Annotated in this window: 21 protein-coding genes; 10 read left to right on the forward strand and 11 right to left on the reverse strand. The window is 60.7% G+C overall.

Translation table 11 applies throughout. The annotated features are described in order from the left end of the window. Nucleotides 1-15: 15 nt before the first annotated feature. Complete coding sequence (locus G5380_RS15705; protein WP_421313113.1) at nucleotides 16-717, reverse strand: phosphatase PAP2 family protein; 702 nt, start codon at nucleotides 715-717, stop codon at nucleotides 16-18. Between the two features lie 258 nt (nucleotides 718-975). Here G5380_RS15705 and mpl point away from each other — a divergent pair, with 258 nt between their 5' ends. Beyond that, the gene (gene mpl / locus G5380_RS15710; protein ID WP_421352892.1) at nucleotides 976-2,346 is read left to right on the forward strand and encodes a UDP-N-acetylmuramate:L-alanyl-gamma-D-glutamyl-meso-diaminopimelate ligase; all 1,371 of its coding nucleotides are present in this window, start codon (nucleotides 976-978) and stop codon (nucleotides 2,344-2,346) included. Continuing rightward, complete coding sequence (locus G5380_RS15715; protein ID WP_069529846.1) at nucleotides 2,343-2,954, forward strand: flavin prenyltransferase UbiX; 612 nt, start codon at nucleotides 2,343-2,345, stop codon at nucleotides 2,952-2,954. Before mpl ends, G5380_RS15715 begins: the two co-directional genes overlap by 4 nt. A gap of 72 nt (nucleotides 2,955-3,026) precedes the next feature. On the opposite strand, the gene G5380_RS15720 is transcribed toward G5380_RS15715, so the two are convergent. Next, entirely contained in the window at nucleotides 3,027-3,641 is a 615-nt protein-coding gene (locus G5380_RS15720; protein WP_019445349.1) for a TetR/AcrR family transcriptional regulator, read from the reverse strand. Nucleotides 3,642-3,842: 201 nt separating this feature from the next. Between G5380_RS15720 and hpt the strand changes: the two genes are divergently transcribed. The 8 genes from hpt (at nucleotide 3,843) to G5380_RS15760 (ending at nucleotide 9,628) form a co-directional block, all read left to right on the forward strand. After that, nucleotides 3,843-4,373, forward strand: a complete 531-nt coding sequence (hpt, locus tag G5380_RS15725; RefSeq protein WP_421352893.1) for a hypoxanthine phosphoribosyltransferase — start codon at nucleotides 3,843-3,845, stop codon at nucleotides 4,371-4,373. 111 nt (nucleotides 4,374-4,484) lie between these two features. After that, nucleotides 4,485-5,402, forward strand: coding sequence for an ABC transporter ATP-binding protein (locus G5380_RS15730; protein WP_100652864.1), 918 nt, complete (start codon nucleotides 4,485-4,487; stop codon nucleotides 5,400-5,402). Beyond that, nucleotides 5,399-6,172 (forward strand): ABC transporter permease, encoded by a 774-nt coding sequence (locus G5380_RS15735; RefSeq protein ID WP_019445351.1) that lies wholly within the window; start codon nucleotides 5,399-5,401, stop codon nucleotides 6,170-6,172. Before G5380_RS15730 ends, G5380_RS15735 begins: the two co-directional genes overlap by 4 nt. Before the next feature lie 226 nt (nucleotides 6,173-6,398). Next, on the forward strand, nucleotides 6,399-7,550 hold the full coding sequence (locus G5380_RS15740) for a double-cubane-cluster-containing anaerobic reductase (RefSeq protein WP_182963267.1): 1,152 nt from the start codon (nucleotides 6,399-6,401) through the stop codon (nucleotides 7,548-7,550). A 9-nt stretch (nucleotides 7,551-7,559) separates the two neighbouring features. Next, on the forward strand, nucleotides 7,560-8,342 hold the full coding sequence (locus tag G5380_RS15745) for an acyl-CoA dehydratase activase (RefSeq protein ID WP_159164277.1): 783 nt from the start codon (nucleotides 7,560-7,562) through the stop codon (nucleotides 8,340-8,342). After that, nucleotides 8,339-8,647, forward strand: coding sequence for a DUF3343 domain-containing protein (locus tag G5380_RS15750; protein ID WP_421209635.1), 309 nt, complete (start codon nucleotides 8,339-8,341; stop codon nucleotides 8,645-8,647). Before G5380_RS15745 ends, G5380_RS15750 begins: the two co-directional genes overlap by 4 nt. 14 nt (nucleotides 8,648-8,661) lie before the next feature. Further along, nucleotides 8,662-9,096: a MauE/DoxX family redox-associated membrane protein gene (locus tag G5380_RS15755; RefSeq protein ID WP_421209633.1), complete on the forward strand. Its 435-nt coding sequence runs from the start codon at nucleotides 8,662-8,664 to the stop codon at nucleotides 9,094-9,096. Nucleotides 9,097-9,100: 4 nt separating this feature from the next. Next, the gene (locus G5380_RS15760; protein ID WP_421209631.1) at nucleotides 9,101-9,628 is read left to right on the forward strand and encodes a rhodanese-like domain-containing protein; all 528 of its coding nucleotides are present in this window, start codon (nucleotides 9,101-9,103) and stop codon (nucleotides 9,626-9,628) included. A gap of 83 nt (nucleotides 9,629-9,711) precedes the next feature. Here G5380_RS15760 and G5380_RS15765 read toward each other — a convergent pair whose 3' ends face one another. From G5380_RS15765 to thpR, 9 genes are all read right to left on the reverse strand, one after another. Continuing rightward, nucleotides 9,712-11,076: a cation:dicarboxylate symporter family transporter gene (locus G5380_RS15765; RefSeq protein WP_421352894.1), complete on the reverse strand. Its 1,365-nt coding sequence runs from the start codon at nucleotides 11,074-11,076 to the stop codon at nucleotides 9,712-9,714. Between the two features lie 152 nt (nucleotides 11,077-11,228). Then, complete coding sequence (gene panC, locus G5380_RS15770) at nucleotides 11,229-12,083, reverse strand: pantoate--beta-alanine ligase (protein ID WP_019445357.1); 855 nt, start codon at nucleotides 12,081-12,083, stop codon at nucleotides 11,229-11,231. A gap of 188 nt (nucleotides 12,084-12,271) precedes the next feature. Beyond that, the gene (gene panB / locus G5380_RS15775; protein ID WP_042063124.1) at nucleotides 12,272-13,066 is read right to left on the reverse strand and encodes a 3-methyl-2-oxobutanoate hydroxymethyltransferase; all 795 of its coding nucleotides are present in this window, start codon (nucleotides 13,064-13,066) and stop codon (nucleotides 12,272-12,274) included. Next, nucleotides 13,063-13,572 (reverse strand): 2-amino-4-hydroxy-6-hydroxymethyldihydropteridine diphosphokinase, encoded by a 510-nt coding sequence (gene folK / locus G5380_RS15780; protein WP_005354659.1) that lies wholly within the window; start codon nucleotides 13,570-13,572, stop codon nucleotides 13,063-13,065. The genes panB and folK overlap by 4 nt, the downstream gene beginning before the upstream one ends. Nucleotides 13,573-13,583: 11 nt before the next feature. Next, nucleotides 13,584-15,050 (reverse strand): polynucleotide adenylyltransferase PcnB, encoded by a 1,467-nt coding sequence (gene pcnB / locus G5380_RS15785; protein ID WP_337073491.1) that lies wholly within the window; start codon nucleotides 15,048-15,050, stop codon nucleotides 13,584-13,586. 255 nt (nucleotides 15,051-15,305) lie between these two features. Beyond that, nucleotides 15,306-16,214, reverse strand: a complete 909-nt coding sequence (gene gluQRS / locus G5380_RS15790) for a tRNA glutamyl-Q(34) synthetase GluQRS (protein WP_337073490.1) — start codon at nucleotides 16,212-16,214, stop codon at nucleotides 15,306-15,308. 111 nt (nucleotides 16,215-16,325) lie between these two features. Continuing rightward, complete coding sequence (gene dksA / locus G5380_RS15795; RefSeq protein ID WP_005335644.1) at nucleotides 16,326-16,775, reverse strand: RNA polymerase-binding protein DksA; 450 nt, start codon at nucleotides 16,773-16,775, stop codon at nucleotides 16,326-16,328. Nucleotides 16,776-16,894: 119 nt separating this feature from the next. Beyond that, nucleotides 16,895-17,638 carry a DNA/RNA nuclease SfsA gene (gene sfsA / locus G5380_RS15800; protein WP_337073489.1) on the reverse strand — a complete coding sequence of 248 codons (744 nt, stop codon included), beginning with the start codon at nucleotides 17,636-17,638 and terminating at the stop codon, nucleotides 16,895-16,897. Beyond that, the gene (thpR, locus tag G5380_RS15805; RefSeq protein WP_337073488.1) at nucleotides 17,635-18,177 is read right to left on the reverse strand and encodes an RNA 2',3'-cyclic phosphodiesterase; all 543 of its coding nucleotides are present in this window, start codon (nucleotides 18,175-18,177) and stop codon (nucleotides 17,635-17,637) included. Before thpR ends, sfsA begins: the two co-directional genes overlap by 4 nt. Nucleotides 18,178-18,269 lie beyond the last annotated feature (92 nt).

Below are 18,269 nucleotides of genomic sequence, written 5' to 3' on the forward strand. Positions count from 1 at the left end.
TTTTGCGACGTTCAATCAGTGGGTCTGACTGCGCAACAGCGGCACACGGGCCAATCGGGGGGCGAGGCGCTCTATCAGCCGATCCGCCAGCGGGGTCAGCAGCAACCAGGGCAGACAGAGGGTCGCCAGCCCCAACGCGCCGACATAGACATCGGTAAACCAGTGGGCGCCAGCCAGAATGCGCGGAGTGGAAAAGATCGGCACCATCAGCAATGCGGTGACTCCCGCCCAGCGCGGCAGATAACGCAAGGCGTAGCCGGCGAAGATCATCAGAAACAGGGCGTGATCCCCGGGGAAGCTGTCACCGGAAGAGTCCTTGGTCGGAATAGCGCTGATCTGGGTCACCCGCAGCGCATCGGCCACCATCAGGGTCGGGCTGGGTCGCTCCACCGGCAATCGGTGGCCAAGCTGGTTGATCACCAGTGCACTCAGCAGCATCACTATCCCCATCGCCACCAGTTGGCGACGACCCGCCAGATCCCGTGCAAAGAAACATCGGGCCAGGATCAGCCCCATACAGGCCAACACCGCCAAATCGAACAGCCGGTTATTGGTGATGGCCACCAGATCGGCCCACAGAACCGACTGGCCGAGCCAGCCGTTAACGGTATGAAAAATCGCGAGGTCCCACTGATCCCAGGGACCATGAGCGGGCAGCGCAGCCCAACTGATGGCCACCAGACCACCGACCAGATAGCAAAGCAGGAACTTGCCCATGGGGACTCTCCGTTTGAAAAGGGCGATATCGTAAAACTGTAGGGTGCGTCACAAAACCGAAGAATTGTAAGAAAGTGCGACACAAAATCAAGCCTCAAATAAAACCCAACAACCCACTCCAGCCTCGCACACCGCGACAGCGACAATATTTCTGCCTCCAGTGCGTCATCTGTGGGCCTCTCACCATGAGTGCGGCTTGTGCCACCACCGCAACACCCCCTAGAATGCCCACTTCCCTTTACTGCGAAAGGAAGCGGTATGCATATTCACATTCTCGGGATCTGCGGCACCTTTATGGGTGGTCTGGCGGTGTTGGCAAAACAGCTTGGTTATCGGGTGACCGGTTCGGATGCCAATGTCTATCCCCCCATGAGTACCCAGCTCGAGCAACAGGGCATCGAACTGACCGAAGGCTATGACCCCTCCCAACTCGATCCGGCGCCGGATCTGGTGGTGATTGGCAACGCCATGAGCCGTGGCAACCCCTGTGTTGAATATGTGCTGGATCGCAATCTGCCCTACATCTCCGGCCCCCAGTGGCTGCTGGAGCATGTGCTGCAAGATCGCTGGGTACTGGCCGTTGCCGGCACCCACGGCAAGACCACCACCGCCAGCATGCTGGCCTGGGTGCTGGAGTATGCCAAGCTGGAGCCCGGTTTCCTCATCGGCGGCGTGCCGGGCAACTTCCCGGTCTCGGCCCGTCTCGGCTCCGCCCCCTTCTTCGTCATCGAAGCGGACGAGTATGACTGCGCCTTCTTCGACAAGCGCTCCAAGTTCGTCCACTACCACCCGCGTACCCTGGTGATGAACAACCTGGAGTTCGACCACGCGGACATCTTCCCGGATCTCGCCGCCATCCAGCGCCAGTTCCACCACCTGATGCGTACCGTGCCGAGCAACGGCCGGGTGCTGTTCCCGCAAACGGATGACAACCTCACCACCGTACGCAAAATGGGCTGCTGGAGCGAAGTGGAGCTGGTGGGTCAGGACGACGCCAAGTGGAAAGCGGTCAAGCTGGCCGATGACGGCTCCGCTTTCGAGGTGTGGCTGGATGGCGAAAAGCAGGGCGAGGTGCACTGGGAGTGCATCGGCGAACACAACGTCAACAATGGCCTGATGGCCATCGCGGCCGCCCGTCATGCTGGCGTGATGGTAGAACATGGTATTGCGGCGCTCTGCCAGTTCAAATCCCCCAAACGGCGGATGGAGCTCAAGGGCGAGGTAGCTGGCATCAGCGTTTATGACGACTTCGCCCACCACCCCACCGCCATCGAAACCACCCTTGGCGGTCTGCGCGCCAAGGTAGGCAAAGCCCGTATCCTGGCAGTGCTGGAGCCGCGCTCCAACACCATGAAGCTGGGGGTACACAAGGAGGAGCTGGCCGGCTGCTTCGATGGTGCTGACGAGGTATTCTTCTTCCAGCCTCCCAACATCGGCTGGGATCTCGGCGAAGTGACTGCCCATATGACCCGACCGGCCAAGGTGTTCAACGATCTGGAGACCCTGATCAACCGGCTGGTGGCCGAGAGCCGCGATGGCGACCATATTCTGATCATGAGCAACGGCGGCTTCGGTGGCATTCATGACAAGCTGATCGCCCGCCTCAAGGATTACCACGGCGAACTATGAACAAAGCGATCACCCTGGCGCTGACCGGCGCCTCCGGCGCCCCCTACGCCCTGCGCCTGCTCCAGTGTCTGGTGCAGGCAGACTATCGGGTCTATCTGCTCGCCTCCTCGGCGGCACGAGTGGTACTCAAGACCGAGCAGCAACAGGATTGGCCCGGCTCGCCGAAAGAGCTCTCTGCCTATCTTTGTCGCCAATATGGCGCCAAGGAGGGGCAGATTGTCGCCTGCGGCAAGGAGGAGTGGTTCTCGCCGGTGGCCTCCGGCTCGGCAGCCCCCAAACAGATGGTGGTCTGCCCCTGCTCCATGGGCACCGTCTCGGCCATTGCCAACGGCACCTCCGACAACCTGCTGGAGCGGGCAGCGGATGTGGTGATCAAGGAGCGCGGCCAGCTGATCCTGGTGCCCCGCGAAACCCCCTTCTCGGCGATCCATCTGGAGAACATGCTGAAACTGGCACGGCTCGGGGTGACCATCATGCCTGCCGCGCCCGGTTTCTATCATGAGCCGAAAAGCATCGCCGATCTGGTGGACTTTATGGTCGCCCGCATCCTCGATCATCTCGGTGTCGAGCATGAGCTGACCCACCGCTGGGGCTATGGCCACCATTGAGGTGACCGCCACATTCGGCCATAAAAAAACGGCGCCACTCAATGAGTGACGCCGTTTTTTCGTTAAGCCGTGTTAGCGAGCCTGAATTGGCGCCGTCACGTACTTGAACAGGAAATCAGTCACCTCTTGGCGCGCCGGGCGCTGAGGTTGATTGATCATCTGCATCATCACATAGCCAAAACCGGTCAGAGAGCGGGCCAGATCCTGTGCTGACAGCACGCTGGTGATCTCCCCTGCATCCATGGAGGTTTGCAGCTCGCTGGCGATCAGCTCAAGGCAGTGATCGAGCAGCCGGGTATAGCGGGGCCATACCTCTTCCCGAACCGATGAGCTCCACTCCAGCCAGATACCGGCATAATCCGGTTGATCGTAGGCGGCATCGACAGAGAGGCGTACATGACGCTGGATCTTGTCGAAAATGGAGCCCTGGTCACCGTATGCCTGCGACAGCATCTGGTTCACAAAGCGTTCGATCTCGGCCAGCACCTCATCTACCAACTCCTCGCGGGTGTTGAAATAGTTGAAGACGGTAGCCACAGAGACCTTGGCCTGTTCGGCTATCTCGGCGTGACCTGCACGGCCAATGCCGCGACGGGAGAACACCTCGATGGCACATTCCATCAATTGGGAGCGACGAGCTTCCGGCGACAGCCGGGTACGACGTCTTATTTCTGCGCGTGGTTCCATAGTTTTTATCATCTAATAGTTATTGATTATGGTGTTTATAGTATTTTAACTAATCATGCCTGAGTGCCTGCTAACTCTATCAATTAAAATAAGCCGATAAAAGCACCACGTATCTCTAGCACCCTTCAACATGAGTGGTAGAATCATCGGTTTTGATATTCATGAACGGCCAAATCCCCTTTGGCCTTATGGGAGTAAGTGATGAAACACACCGTCGAGGTGATGATCTCCGAGGCTGAAGTAGCCGCCCGGATCGCCAAATTGGGTGAAGAGATCACCGCCCGCTATAAGGGTTCTGACGAAGTCGTGATGATTGCGCTGCTGCGCGGTTCCTGCATCTTCCTGGCCGATCTCTGCCGCCAGTGCCAGCTGCCCATCACCCTGGACTTCATGACCGCCTCCAGCTACGGCTCCGGCATGCACAGCACCCGTGACGTCCGCATCCTCAAAGACCTGGACGATGATATCAAGGGCAAGGATGTGGTGATCGTGGAAGACATCATCGACACCGGTTACACCCTCAACAAGGTGCGCGAGATCCTCTCCCTGCGCGAGCCGAAATCCCTGGCCATCTGCACCCTGCTGGACAAACCCTCCCGCCGCGAAGTGCAGGTGCCGGTCGACTGGATTGGCTTCGCCATTCCGGACGAATTCGTGGTCGGCTGTGGCATCGACTACGCCCAGAAGTACCGCAACCTGCCGTTTATCGGCAAAGTGGTACCCCAGGAGTAAGCCAGGTTCAGGAATATCACGGGTGAAGCGGCCTTGCGCCCTTTACTCTGTGCAGGCGGCCTTGGCCGCCTTTTCTGTATCGAGCCGGATTCAACCATCACAGAGGTTGCAATGAACGCACTGGAAATCAGCGGCCTGAAAAAGACCTATCAGGGGGGCGTTGAAGCCCTTAAAGGCATCGATCTTACCGTCAGGCAGGGGGATTTCTTCGCCCTGCTCGGCCCGAACGGTGCGGGCAAGTCCACCACCATCGGCGTCATCAGCTCGCTGGTGAACAAGAGCGCCGGCAAGGTGAAGGTGTTTGGCTACGACATCGACAGCGATCTCGAACAGGCCAAGGCCCAACTCGGACTGGTGCCGCAGGAGTTCAACTTCAGCCAGTTCGAGAAGGTGATCCAGATTGTCACCCATCAGGCCGGTTTCTACGGCGTGCCCAAGGCGGAAGCCAAGATCCGCGCCGAGAAGTACCTGCGCCAGCTCGATCTGTGGGAGAAGCGCGACATGCCTGCCCGCACCCTCTCCGGCGGCATGAAGCGTCGCCTGATGATCGCCCGCGCCCTGATGCACGAGCCCAAGCTGCTGATCCTCGATGAGCCGACCGCTGGGGTCGATATCGAGATCCGCCGCTCCATGTGGACCTTCCTCAAGGATCTCAACGAGCAGGGCGTCACCATTATTCTCACCACCCACTATCTGGAAGAGGCCGAGATGCTCTGCCGCAACATTGGCATCATCGACAAGGGTCGTCTGATCGAGAACACCAGCATGAAAAACCTGCTGGGCAAGCTGGGTCGTGAGACCTTCCTGCTCGACCTTGCGCCAGGTTCTGCCGTACCTGAGGTGCCAGAGTTCAACGGCCGCATGCAGGATGAACGTACCCTTGAAGTGGATCTCGACAAGAGCCAGTCACTCAACAGCCTGTTCGAACAGCTGTCGAACCAGCAGGTGCAGGTCGTGAGCATGCGCAACAAGGCCAACCGACTGGAAGAGCTGTTCGTCAATCTGGTCGAAGAGGGGAGAAAAGCATGAATCTGGCCATCTATTACATCGCCTTCAAGAGCATTCTGGCCAAGGAGGTGAGCCGCTTTACCCGGATCTGGATCCAGACCCTGGTGCCACCGGCCATCACCATGAGCCTCTACTTCGTCATCTTCGGCAACCTGATCGGTTCGCGCATCGGTGACATGGGCGGTTTCACCTACATGGAGTTCATCGTGCCCGGCCTCATCATGATGTCGGTGATCACAAACTCCTACTCCAACGTCGCCTCCTCCTTCTTCAGCGCCAAGTTCCAGCGCAATATCGAGGAGATGCTGGTCGCACCGGTGCCCAACTACGTCATCATCGCCGGTTACGTGGGCGGGGGCGTGGCACGCGGCCTCTGCGTCGGCCTTATCGTCACCCTGGTGTCGCTGTTCTTCGTGCCGCTGCAGATCCACCACCTGTTCAGCGTCTGCTTCACCGTGCTGCTGACCGCCATCCTCTTCTCGCTGGGTGGCCTTATCAACGCGGTGTTTGCCAAGACCTTCGACGACATCAGCATCATCCCCACCTTCGTGCTGACGCCGCTCACCTATCTGGGCGGAGTGTTCTACTCCATCAGCCTGCTGCCCCCCTTCTGGCAGGGTGTCTCCCAGGTGAACCCCATCATCTACATGGTGAACGCGTTCCGTTACGGCTTCCTCGGTATCTCCGACGTGCCGCTCGGCACCGCCTACCTCATCATCATCGGCTTTATCGTGGCCCTCTACGGTATCGCCTGGTGGCTCATCTCCCGCGGCACCGGCCTGCGCCACTAATGACCAGAACGGGCACCTCGCGGTGCCCGTTTTTTATTCCCCCTGTAGCCCCTTCAACCTGCCAGCCCCCTTCTCAATAACCTGCCTGTCATTAAGGATTTACCTGACACCTTGTGATCCACCGCAATTTTCGAATCCCCCCCAAAGGTATAATTCTCGCGGTTGGATGTGCCGTCACGGATGGCTCGTCCGTCTCTTCATTTCTCTCATCAGGGCAAGATCGCCTATGTCACTTATCACCGAGTTGCCAGCCATATTCGATAGCTTTTCAGATGCCCGTCGTCAGGGCTTTCTGGCTGTAATGGCACTCAAGGAGCGACAGATCCCCCTGGTCGGCACCTACTGTACCTTTATGCCGCAGGAGGTGGCGATAGCCGCCGGCGCCGTGGTGGTATCGCTCTGCTCCACCAGCGACGAGACCATCGAGGAGGCCGAGAAAGATCTGCCCCGCAACCTCTGCCCGCTGATCAAGAGCAGCTACGGTTTTGGCAAGACCGACAAGTGCCCCTACTTCTACTTCTCCGATCTGGTGGTGGGGGAAACCACCTGCGACGGCAAGAAGAAGATGTACGAGTACATGGCAGAGTTCAAACCGGTGCATGTGATGCAGTTGCCCAACCGCGCCGATGACGAGGCCTCCCGCACCCTGTGGCGCAGCGAAATCGTCCGCTTCAAAGAGTTGCTGGAGCAGCAGTTCGGCAAGCCCATCAGCGAGCAGGCATTGCGAGACGCCATCGTGCTGAAAAACCGCGAGCGCCGCGCGCTGGCCGATTTCTACCGGCTGGGCCAGCTCAATCCGCCGGCACTCAGCGGTACCGACCTGCTCAAGGTGGTCTATGGTGCCACCTTCCGCTTCGACAAGGAGCAGCTCATCAGCGAGCTGCAGGAGATGACCCGCCGCATCAAGGTAGAGTATGCCGAGGGCAAGCGGCTCGATGCCCGCCCGCGCATCCTCATCACCGGCTGCCCCATCGGCGGCGCGGCCGACAAGGTGGTCCGCCTCATCGAGGAGCACGGCGGCTGGGTGGTGGGTTACGAGAACTGCACCGGCGCCAAGGCAACCGAGCAGTGCGTCAGCGAAGAGGGCGACCCGTTCGATGCGCTGACCGACAAGTATCTGGCCATCGGCTGCTCCTGCATCTCCCCCAACCACCAGCGCATGAATCTGCTGAGCCAGATGGTGGAGGAGTATCAGGCGGACGGAGTGATCGATGTGATCCTGCAGGCTTGCCACACCTATGCGGTGGAGTCGCTCGCCATCAAGCGCCATGTGCGCGAACGCCACGGTATCCCCTACATGGCAGTCGAGACCGACTACTCCAGCGCCGACAAGGGACAACTGGCCACCCGGCTGGCCGCCTTTATCGAGATGCTGTGAGGAGACGCCGTGTCACTCTCCATCGGGATTGACTCGGGCTCCACCGCGACCAAGGGGATCCTGTTCGACAGCCGGGATGGTGGGCGTATCGTCCGCCGTTTTCTGGTGCCGACCCCCTTTCGTCCGCTGGCTGCCATCGAGCAAGGCTGGGAGGAGCTCTCGGCCGATTTGCCAGAGCGCCCCCACCTGACCCTGACCGGCTATGGCCGCGATCTGGCGTCGTTCGCCGATCGCCGGGTTACCGAGATCTCCTGCCATGGGCTGGGGGCTCGCCTGCTCTGCCCGTCGGTACACACCGTCATCGACATCGGCGGGCAGGACAGCAAGGTGATCCAGCTCGATAGCGACGGCAACCTCACCGATTTTCTGATGAACGACAAGTGCGCCGCCGGCACCGGTCGCTTTCTCGAGGTGATCACCCGCACTCTGGGAGCTCGGGTCGAGCAGCTTGACGAACTGCTGCAAGGGGCCGAGCCCCACGACATCAGCAGCATGTGTACCGTGTTTGCCGAATCGGAGGCGATCAGCCTGCGCTCGGCGGGCATTCCCGCCGAGTCGATCCTGGCCGGTATCGTCCGCTCCATGGCCCGGCGCAGTGCCAACTTTATCGGCCGCCTCGGCGCCCGACCGAGCGTACTCTTTACCGGCGGTGTCAGCCACTGCGCCACCTTCCGCCACTATCTGGCCGAAGGGTTGGGCTGCGAAGTGGCCACCCACCCGGATGCCCAGTTTGCCGGTGCGCTGGGTGCCGCCCTGTTCGGCGCGCGCGCCAGCACGGGAGGCAAATCATGAATCAGGAGTTTCTCTACCTGTTCCACTCTACCCTCGGCACGGTCAGACTGCGCAAGCGGCTGGAGCAGCACGACCAGTCGTTTCGGGTCTGCGACGTGCCGCGCCTGCTCAGCGCCGGCTGTGGCCTCGCCATTCGCCTCCACTGCCCGCCAGATGAGTGGCAACAGTGGTGTCAGAACGGTGAAACCGCTGCCGTCTTTCGCTGCGAAGCGGACGGCGACTATCAGGAGCTGGCCCGCTATCCGGCCGATAGCCCGGACATGGCGAAGCAAACGCCTGTGGCTGGCAGTCGGAGTCATGGATGATAAAGAGCTCTCCCATGGCCGTTTATCTGCGCATGCTGGCCAATCTGGCGTTGGGGGGATTCTTCCTCGCCTCCGCCGGGTTCAAGCTGGTCTCCCCCGCCCTGTTTTTCGAACAGATCGCGGCCTTCGGGCTGATCTGGCCGTCACTGATCCCGCCAGTGGCCTGGGGGCTGATTGCCCTTGAGCTCTGCGCAGGGCTGGCGGTCATCGCCAACCGGCGCTGGGGACTCTGGCTGGTGATCGGGCTGCTCGCCCTGTTTATTCCGGTGTTGGGCTATGGCGTTGCCATCGGGCTCGACATCTCTTGCGGCTGTCTGGGCAGGGCTGATCTCAGCTCGTTGCCGGAGGCCATTGTGCGGGATCTGCTGCTACTGACGCTTGCGGGCGCCCTGCTGCGAACTTCCCGCCCCGTTTTTCCCGTTCCCGTTTTTCCTGTACTAAAGGAGTAGTGACATGATGACATTGCGATCCCGCACTCTGCTGGCCTCGCTGATCGCCGCCAGCTTTGCCCTCGCGGGCTGTGGCGACAACCAGTTCGAGCAGGAGGTGAAGCTTGAGCAATCGGCTGTGCAGCTGGCACAGGAGGCGCAGCAGGGGGGCTATCAGCTGCTGACCGTGGCCGAGCTGAAAACCCGGATGGACAAGGGCGAGGAGCTGGTGATCATCGACACCATGCCCTATGAGGACTCCTACAAGAAAGAGCACATCCCGGGCGCCAAGAACTTTGCCTTCGTGAAAGAGGCGAAAGCGGGCGACAACTGGAGCGAGATTGTCGAGGGAAGCGGTACACCGGAGCAGTTCCAGGCGCTGCTGGGTGAAGACAAAGCTCGCCCCGTGGTGATCTACTGCGGCTTCGTCAAGTGCGGCCGCAGCCACAACGCTGCCGCCTGGGCAGTCAATCAGGGCTATCAACAGGTCTATCGGGTGCCGGGCGGCATCTTCGCCTGGAAAGGCGCCGGTTACCCCGTCTCTGCCGAGTAACCGCGTTTGCTCACAAGGCAACACAGCCGATATGAAAGAAGCCCGCAACTGCGGGCTTCTTTCATATTGGGCAACACTCGGGGTTAGCTGGCGGCCTGCTCTTGCGGCTGCTCCGCTTGGGCCAGCTGTTGCTTGCCCAGCAACCGCTTGGTGATCATGGCCGCCATGATGGAGCCGTTGACGTTGAGAGCAGTACGGCCCATGTCCACCAGCGGCTCGATGGCGATCATCACCCCCACCAGCGCGATGGGGAAGTTGAGGGTGGAGAGCACGATCAGCGCGGCGAAGGTGCCGCCACCGCCGACACCAGCCACCCCGATGGAGCCCAGCGCAATCACCGGCAGCAGAGTCAGCAGGAACAGGGGATCAAACGGGTTGATACCGAGCATGGGGGCAATCATCGCCACCATCATGGCCGGATAGATGCCAGCACAACCGTTCTGCCCCAAATTGGCACCGAACGAGGCGGCAAAGTTGGCGATGCTGGCGGGCACCCCAAGACGCTGCTGGGTCTCGATGCTGAGGGGAATGGAGGCGGCGCTGCTGCGGGAGACAAAAGCGAAGGTAAGCACGCCCCACACTTCCCGCAGGTAGTGTAGCGGGTTCTGGCCGATCAGCAGCAGGATCACCATGTGCACCGCAAACATCGCCAGAATGGCGACGTAGCAGACCAGAATAAAGCCGAGCAGGCTGAGGATCTCGCTCAGCGGATAGTGGGCCACCACCCGGGCGATCAGCGCCATCACGCCATAGGGGGTGAGCGCAATCACCACCCGCACCATCTTCATCACCCACAGTTGCAGAGTGTCGATGGCGAGGGCGGCGCGAGCGCCAGCCTCTGGATGCTCCGCCTTCAACTGCAGCAGGGCAACCCCGGCCAGCACGGTGAAGATCACCACCCCGATCACCGAGAGACCGCGGCTGCCCGCCATATCGGCGGCAAAGTTGGTGGGCACCAGCGAGAGCAGCAAGGCCGGCAGGGTCTGGGCACTGTCGATGGTGCTCATGCTCTGTTGCAGCGCAGCCGTGTCGCTGCCGTGGCTCAGCAGCCCCTCGGCAGTGAGACCACTCAGATGGGTCACCGTCATCCCCACCACACCGGCGATCATCACCAGGGTCAGCATGGAGCCGATCAACACGGCGCTGATCTTGCCGAGGGACTGGGCCTGCTCCAGCTTGTTGATGGCAGAAAGGATCGAGGTGAACACCAGCGGCATCATCACCACCTTGAGCAGGCTGACATAGCCGCCGCCGATGATATTGACCCACTCCAGGGTCTGCTGGACGCCGGCATCATCGGCACCCCACCCCAGTTGCAGCGCCAGCCCGAACAGGGCGCCAAACAGCAGACCCGCAAGCACCTTGCGCGAGAGCGGCAACCCGGAGGGTAACCGGGTGAGAGCAAAACAGAGCAGACAGAAAACAAGCGATGCAATCAGGACAAACATCATGAATACCTGTAGCGGCCATCAGGCCGAGAGTGGATTGAAACAAAGGAGGATGCGGGCAGGGCCGCAGAACAAAACGCCGGAATGCAGGAGAGTGCAGGCGTGAAAAAGCAGCGGACGCCCGGGAAGGCGTCCGCTGGCAATCGGGAGAATTACTTCTTTACGGTGACGACGCGGTTGTCGATAAGACGGGCCTTGCCAAGATAAGCAGCCATCAGGATCACCAGCTGCGCGCTCTCGTCAGTGGCAGATTCGAGGGTGGCGGCATCGACGATGTCGATGGCATCGGTACGAAAACCGGCGTTGTCGAGGCGCTGGCTGGCCTGCGCCACCAAGGAGGGCAGGTGGTGGTCACCCGCTTCAATCTGCTCGGCGATCCAGTTCATGGTGCGCGCCAGCTCGGGAGCAATGGCACGCTCGGCGGCCGTCAGATAGCCGTTGCGCGAAGAGAGCGCCAGCCCGTCTTCAGCCCGCACGGTCGGCACGCCGACGATCTCGATGGGCATCGCCATGTCGGCCACCATCTTGCGAATGAGCGCCAACTGCTGGTAATCCTTCTGGCCAAAGCAGGCCACATCCGGCTGTACCAGATTGAACAGCTTGGTGACGACAGTGCTGACCCCGCGGAAGTGACCCGGGCGCAGCGCCCCCTCCAGCAGATTGGAGAGACCCGGCACCTCGACGAAGGTCTGGCTGGCCAACCCCTGCGGATACATGATCTCCGGGGTCGGGGTGAACACCATATCGACACCGGCCGCTTCCAGCGCAGCGCAATCCTGCTCCAGAGTGCGCGGATAGTTGGCGAGATCCTCGGCCTTGTCGAACTGCATCGGGTTGACGAAGATGCTGACCACCACCTTCTCGGCGTGGCTGTGTGCCTCCTTCACCAGTGTCAGGTGGCCCTGATGCAGATTGCCCATGGTGGGCACGAATGCGATGGCACGCCCTTCACGGCGCCATTGGCTTATCTGCTCACGCAGAACGACGGGATTGTTTACGACCAACATCAGCAGTTCACCTTCCGATAAATCAAAAAGAGAGACGGGTTGCATCCACAAATAGCGCTCGGGCGGGATGGGGCACGAACATGACTATCAGCAGTTCACCTTTAGATGAATCAATAAGATACGGATTAACTGTGCGAGGCTGAGAAGCAGAGACGGGGGCCGCAGCCCCCATCATGCAACCGCCAGGATCAGTTGAAGCAGTGCTCCGGGCCGGGGAAGCTCCCCTCGCTCACCTGCTGAACATAGAGGCGGATGGCGGCACGCACATCGCCGGTCTCGGCCAGGAAGTTCTTGGTGAACTTGGGCACATAGCCGGAGGTGACGCCAAAGGCATCATGCATCACCAAAATCTGACCGTCGGTCGCGGGGCCGGCACCAATGCCGATCACCGGGATGCGAAGCGCCTTGGTGATGCGCTCGGCCAGCGCAGTGGGCACACACTCGAGCACCAGCAGCTGGATACCGGCCGCTTGCAGTTCGAGGGCCTGACGGTAGATCTCCTGCGCCTGAAACTCATCGCGCCCCTGCACCTTGAAGCCGCCAAAGACATGAACGGATTGCGGAGTGAGACCGAGGTGACCACACACCGGCACCCCGTTGCGGGTGAGGTGGCGGATGGAGTCACACAGCCAGTCGCCCCCTTCCATCTTGACCATGCGGGCACCGGCCGCCATCAGGCGGGCGGCGTTCTGGTAAGTCTGCTCGGGGGTGGCGTAGCTCATGAACGGCATGTCGGCGACCACCAGTGCCTTGCTGGCACCGCGCGCCACACAGCGGGTGTGATAAACCATCTCATCCATGTTGACCGCCAGGGTATCCTGACCCCCTTGCAGCACCATGCCCAGTGAATCGCCGATGAGCAGCACGTGGGCCCCCTCGTCGTCGAACAGCTTGGCAAAGGTGGCATCATAGGCGGTGATGGCGGTGAACTTTTGACCGTCCTGCTTCATCTTCAGCAGGCTGGCGGTGGTGATCTTGCTCATAGAGGCTCCTGTACGTCTGCACGCGGGGCAATGATGGCCAAATCATTGTGCGGGCAGCGGGCAACCAGTCGGGCGAGCGGGGTGCCGCAGGGCAGCACCAGAGCAGGCGCAATTTCGGCAAGGGGCAGCAGCACGAACTCCCGCTCCTTCATGCCGTAGTGGGGTACGATCAGGCGCTCATGGTTGATCACCTGATCCCCATAGAGCAGCAGATCGAGATCCAGAGTTCTCGGCCCCCAACGCTCATCTTTGCGCACACGTCCCTGTTCCAGCTCGATTTTTTGTAATTGATCCAGCAGCGCAAGGGGCGCGAGCCGGGTATTGAGCCGGGCCACGGCATTGACGTAGTCCGGTTGGTCAGCAGGCCCCATGGGGCGGCTGCTGTAAAACGACGAGGCCTCCACCAGCACAGATTCCGGCAACCTTGCCAAGGCGGCAACGGCGCGACGAGCCTGACCCAGCGGATCAGACAGGTTGGAACCAATGGCGATGAAGACCTCGGTCATCACGTCTGTTGTCACTCGGCTACTTTCGGTTTGCGGCGACGGGGGCGACGACGGTTACGGCTGTTGCTGCTGCGCTTCTCGCCATCGTGGCTGCGAGCCTCGCCGCGCTCACCGCTGGCCGGGCGACGGGTCGCTTCACGCTGCAGTTGCGGGCGCACATCCGGATTGGAGGCAACATAGCGCTCCCACCAGCTGGCCAGCTCGCCGAGACCACGCTCGACCCGGTTGCGCAGCAACAGGAAGTCGAACGCCGCGCGGAACTTGGGATGCTCCATGGCGCGCTCGGGGTGCTTGCCCTGACGACGGGTCAACCGCTGTTGCAGTGCCCAGATATCGCGGACATCTGTGGTGAAACGGCGGGGAACGGCGATGATCCGCACCTGATTGTCCAGCACCTCGTTGATCGCCAGCATGAAGGCGTCATACCAGGGCAGGCCGCTCTCGTTCTCCAGCACCCGACCACGGGCCTCGACGCAGCCCCACAGCAGGGTGGCGTAGAGGAAGGCGGGAGTGACGCGTTTATCTTCACGAACGCGAGTGTCGGTATCGATCAGTGCCTGCTCGATAAACTGCTCACAGGGCGAGTTGCCGTGCGGGGTAAACAGCGCCGCCACTTGCGGGAAGAGCTGTTGGAACAGGCCATACTCGCGCAGCAGTTTGTAGGTCGCCAGAGCGTCGCCAGCCAGGAACAGCTTGAGGGTCTCCTCAAACAGGCGGGCAGCCGGTATGTCTTGCAGCAGTGGCGCCAGCTCCTTGATAGGGGCGGCGGTACGCGGACTGATGGTCATATCCAGCTTGGCGGCGAAGCGCACGGCGCGCAGCATCCGCACCGGATCTTCACGATAACGGGTCTCGGGATCGCCGATCAGCTCAAGCTTGCGCTCGGCCAGATCTTCCAGACCCCCTTCGAAATCGTGCAGAGTGAAATCTTTGGCGCTGTAGTAGAGGGCGTTGACGGTAAAGTCGCGGCGCTCGGCATCCTCTTCGATGGTGCCGTAGACGTTGTCGCGCAGCAGCATGCCTTCATCAGACTGGGCCGACACATGTTTGCTGGTATTGACCTGATGGTGGTGACCCCGGAAGGTGGCCACTTCGATCACGTCACGACCAAACACAATGTGGGCCAGGCGGAAACGACGGCCAATCAGGCGGCAGTTGCTGAACAGCGCCTTGATCTGCTCCGGCGTCGCATCGGTTGCGATGTCGAAATCCTTGGGCGTCTTCCCGAGCAGCAGATCCCGGACTCCGCCGCCGACCAGGTAGGCTTCGTAGCCGCCCTTGTTCAGGCGATAGAGCACCTTGAGTGCATTCTCGCTGATCTCTTTGCGCGAAATCGGGTGCTGGTCACGACTCAGGGTTCGACGTTGTCCGGCAACACGGGCCGGAATGGGGGACTCCGCCGACTGCTCGCCGTCTTCCTTGCCGAGCACCTTGCGGCAAAAGTTTGCGATCTGGGAAAAAATGGTACACCTCTTCATGACTTCTAAATTGACGGGAGGCCAAAAAATAGCGGCCTATCATAGCTCACGCCTGCACAAATGAAAAACCATGTGGCTACTTCAGCTCATTTGAATCAAACCGAGCCAAAAAATAGCGGTCTACTTGCGCATAGCTCACGCCTAACCAAATGAAAAACCGTGCTGACAATTGATCCCGCATGAAACCGTCTGTCAGCGAAAATAGCGGTCAATCTGCACATAGCTCGCGTACTGTTACACGAAAACCGGCTCTCTTTACTCAATGTCCAGCGGGATCTTCTGGCTGGCTGGCACCCGATCGAGCCGCCAGTTGGCGATGCCCCACCCGATGATCTCGTCGATCCTGCTTGCCATCAGCTCGGGGGGAGGACACTGGCCGAGGAAGTGCAGCGCCTGCCACAAGGCTGGTCGCACCTCATCAAGCGCGAGGGCCGGCGCATGGTTCTGCTTGGAGAGCTTGTTGCCATCTGCCAACACCGCCAGCGGCAAATGCACCCAGTCGGGCACCGGCGCCCCCAGGGTCTGGTAGAGGGCAATCTGGCGCACCGTGGGCTCCAGCAGATCGGCGCCGCGCACTATCTCGGTGATGCCGCTGTCCATATCATCCACCACCACTGCCAGGTTGTAGGCGTAGAGCCCGTCGCGGCGGCGGATAATGAAATCCTCCTCGGCGAGCGCCGCCGGGACCGCGATATGGCCCTGCAAACGATCGTCGAAGTGGTAGACCGGATGGTGCTGGCGCAGCCGGGCGGCGCAACCTTCGGCCGCCAGCCCCAGCGTGCGGCAGTGGCCGCTGTAGAGACCGCCCGCGGCCATAATTTCGCGCCGGGTGCAACGGCACCAGTAGAGGTCCCCCGCCCGATAGAGCTGGTCGATGATCTCGTCATAACGGCCGTGGCGCGCACTCTGGAACATCACCTCCCCATCCCACTCGAGACCATATGCCTCAAGGGTTTTGAGAATAAGGTCGGCCGCCCCCGCCATCTCCCGAGGCGGATCGATATCCTCGATGCGCACCAGCCAGCGCCCCTGCTGCGCTCTGGCCTGCAAAAAGCTGCCGAGGGCGGCGATCAGCGAACCGAAATGAAGCGGGCCTGAGGGTGAGGGAGCAAAGCGGCCGACATAGGGGCGCACAAGGGGTGAGGACGGGGGATTCACTGGCATGACTGTTCGGGTAAGCGATTCATTGAGGCTGCATTCTGGAGCGCGACCGCCAAAAGCTCAATAAAAAAGGGAGCCCGCAAGCTCCCTTTTTCATATACCAGAGGGTCGGGATCAACCGGCCATCTGTTTTTCCTTGATCTCGGCCAGCGTCTTGCAATCGACACAGAGGTCGGCAGTCGGACGGGCTTCCAGACGACGGATACCGATCTCGATACCGCAGTGTTCGCAGTAACCGAAATCATCGTCTTCAAGCAGCTGCAAGGTCTTCTCGATCTTCTTGATCAGCTTGCGTTCACGGTCGCGGGTACGCAGTTCAAGAGCGAACTCTTCTTCTTGCGCGGCACGATCCACGGGATCCGGGAAGTTGGCAGCCTCGTCTTTCATATGGTCGACGGTACGATCAACTTCCTGCATCAGTTGGTTGCGCCAGGCACCCAGGATCTTGCGAAAATGCGCCTTTTGTTGGTCATTCATGTACTCCTCACCCGGCTTTTCCTGGTAAGGCGCGACACCCGCAATGGCCAGGGGGCCCAGAGATTTCCTGTTTTCGCCTGTTGGCATGCCCTGTCTCCTAATTCAGCACGCTACCCGTGCCATCCATAAATTGAGGGCGACATCTATAGCAGAAGGGTAACGGGTAAGCAAACGAGCCGTACCAATAATGTTACCCACTCCAATATTTATGCCCTCCCCTCGGGTAACAGGTGACCAGATTCAAACGGGATAAACCCTTGAGCCACCATGCCTTGCACCCCAACATGGGGCCGATAGCATAAAATTTCAACCCCCGCCGCAATTGCCTGCTCAATTAGCAGACTATAGTGCGGATCTATATGGGTTGCAGGGCGCATCCGGCTTATTCCTGAGTGCAACACCATAAAGAGCAGCACAGCCCTGTGGCCCGCCGCTTTCATCGCCATCAACTCGCGCAAATGCTTGGCACCACGGGCGGTGACCGCATCCGGGAAGTAGCCCATGCCAGCCTCCTCCCGCTCGTCGAGCAGGGTGACCGATTTTACCTCGATGTAACAATTGCCCTTTTCGTCATCTTCCAGCAACAGATCGATGCGACTGTTCTCTTCGCCATACTTCACCTCGGTGCGCAACCGGCTGTACCCCGCCAGCGGAGCGATAGCCTCCTGCTCGATCAACTCCCGGGCGATCTGATTGGCGCGCGCCGTGTTGACGCAGATAAAGTGGCCCGCCGGGCTCTCGGCGATCTCCCAGCTGTTGGGCAGCTTGCGCTTGGGGTTATCGGAGGTGGAGTACCAGACCCGGGTGCCCGGATCGGCACAACCGGTCATGGCACCGGTATTGGCGCAGTGGATAGTGATGACCTCGCCGTTATCGAGTTGCACATCGGTCAGAAAGCGCTTGTAGCGGGCCACCAGCTGGCCCGATTGCAGGGGGGGATCAAAGATCACGGGTTAGCCCTCCGCGCGTCTTCTTTTACCCGGGCGCGCAGCGGCCAGCAGGCAAGCGGCTCGTAGCGCACCCCGTCCGGAGTCGAGATGGATTGATAGAGGCAGAACTCATCGGCCTGCAGCAGAAAATTTGGGGCAGGCAGGATGGCCGGAGCCTCACCCGCCTTGCGCGACAGGGTGACATGGGGGCGATAACCCTGCTCGCCATTGCCAAGGCGCAGCTTCTCGCCGTGGCGGCGCAGCGCCTTAGCCAGCACGGTCAGCTCGTTGGGCCACTCCTTCGGGCCAATCCAGGCAGCCTTTGCCCGGCTGAACCAGCCGATCTCATCCAGCCTGATGGAGAGCGGCGGACAGTGCTGACGCTCTACGGCGGCGATCAGGCGGCGGGTGGTCAACTCGTCCGCCTCACCCAGAAAAGCCAGGGTCAGGTGGAGGTTGGCTTGTGGCACCGGCTGACCGGGCCAGGGCAGCTTATCGCGCCAGGCGATGAGCTCGGGGGCGAGCTCCTTGACGGGCAGGGCAAAAAAAAGTTTGGCCATGTGGTGATAATGCCTTTTTCACGCTCATTGGATGGGCCCATTCTATGGCAGCCATCCGGCCATGTCTCGCCACCCTCCCGCCCGAGTGACCA

The organism is Aeromonas sp. 604443 (genome assembly GCF_049170315.1).
GTDB lineage: Bacteria > Pseudomonadota > Gammaproteobacteria > Enterobacterales > Aeromonadaceae > Aeromonas > Aeromonas veronii_A.

Excerpts from the sequence above, each read along its gene's own strand:
- G5380_RS15705 (WP_421313113.1), bottom strand. The coding sequence starts at position 717 with ATGGGCAAGTTCCTGCTTTGCTATCTGGTCGGTGGTCTGGTGGCCATC.
- mpl (WP_421352892.1), top strand. The coding sequence starts at position 976 with ATGCATATTCACATTCTCGGGATCTGCGGCACCTTTATGGGTGGTCTG.
- G5380_RS15715 (WP_069529846.1), top strand. The coding sequence starts at position 2,343 with ATGAACAAAGCGATCACCCTGGCGCTGACCGGCGCCTCCGGCGCCCCC.
- G5380_RS15720 (WP_019445349.1), bottom strand. The coding sequence starts at position 3,641 with ATGGAACCACGCGCAGAAATAAGACGTCGTACCCGGCTGTCGCCGGAA.
- hpt (WP_421352893.1), top strand. The coding sequence starts at position 3,843 with ATGAAACACACCGTCGAGGTGATGATCTCCGAGGCTGAAGTAGCCGCC.
- G5380_RS15730 (WP_100652864.1), top strand. The coding sequence starts at position 4,485 with ATGAACGCACTGGAAATCAGCGGCCTGAAAAAGACCTATCAGGGGGGC.
- G5380_RS15735 (WP_019445351.1), top strand. The coding sequence starts at position 5,399 with ATGAATCTGGCCATCTATTACATCGCCTTCAAGAGCATTCTGGCCAAG.
- G5380_RS15740 (WP_182963267.1), top strand. The coding sequence starts at position 6,399 with ATGTCACTTATCACCGAGTTGCCAGCCATATTCGATAGCTTTTCAGAT.
- G5380_RS15750 (WP_421209635.1), top strand. The coding sequence starts at position 8,339 with ATGAATCAGGAGTTTCTCTACCTGTTCCACTCTACCCTCGGCACGGTC.
- G5380_RS15755 (WP_421209633.1), top strand. The coding sequence starts at position 8,662 with ATGGCCGTTTATCTGCGCATGCTGGCCAATCTGGCGTTGGGGGGATTC.
- G5380_RS15760 (WP_421209631.1), top strand. The coding sequence starts at position 9,101 with ATGATGACATTGCGATCCCGCACTCTGCTGGCCTCGCTGATCGCCGCC.
- G5380_RS15765 (WP_421352894.1), bottom strand. The coding sequence starts at position 11,076 with ATGTTTGTCCTGATTGCATCGCTTGTTTTCTGTCTGCTCTGTTTTGCT.
- panC (WP_019445357.1), bottom strand. The coding sequence starts at position 12,083 with ATGTTGGTCGTAAACAATCCCGTCGTTCTGCGTGAGCAGATAAGCCAA.
- panB (WP_042063124.1), bottom strand. The coding sequence starts at position 13,066 with ATGAGCAAGATCACCACCGCCAGCCTGCTGAAGATGAAGCAGGACGGT.
- folK (WP_005354659.1), bottom strand. The coding sequence starts at position 13,572 with ATGACCGAGGTCTTCATCGCCATTGGTTCCAACCTGTCTGATCCGCTG.
- pcnB (WP_337073491.1), bottom strand. The coding sequence starts at position 15,050 with ATGAAGAGGTGTACCATTTTTTCCCAGATCGCAAACTTTTGCCGCAAG.
- gluQRS (WP_337073490.1), bottom strand. The coding sequence starts at position 16,214 with ATGCCAGTGAATCCCCCGTCCTCACCCCTTGTGCGCCCCTATGTCGGC.
- dksA (WP_005335644.1), bottom strand. The coding sequence starts at position 16,775 with ATGCCAACAGGCGAAAACAGGAAATCTCTGGGCCCCCTGGCCATTGCG.
- thpR (WP_337073488.1), bottom strand. The coding sequence starts at position 18,177 with ATGGCCAAACTTTTTTTTGCCCTGCCCGTCAAGGAGCTCGCCCCCGAG.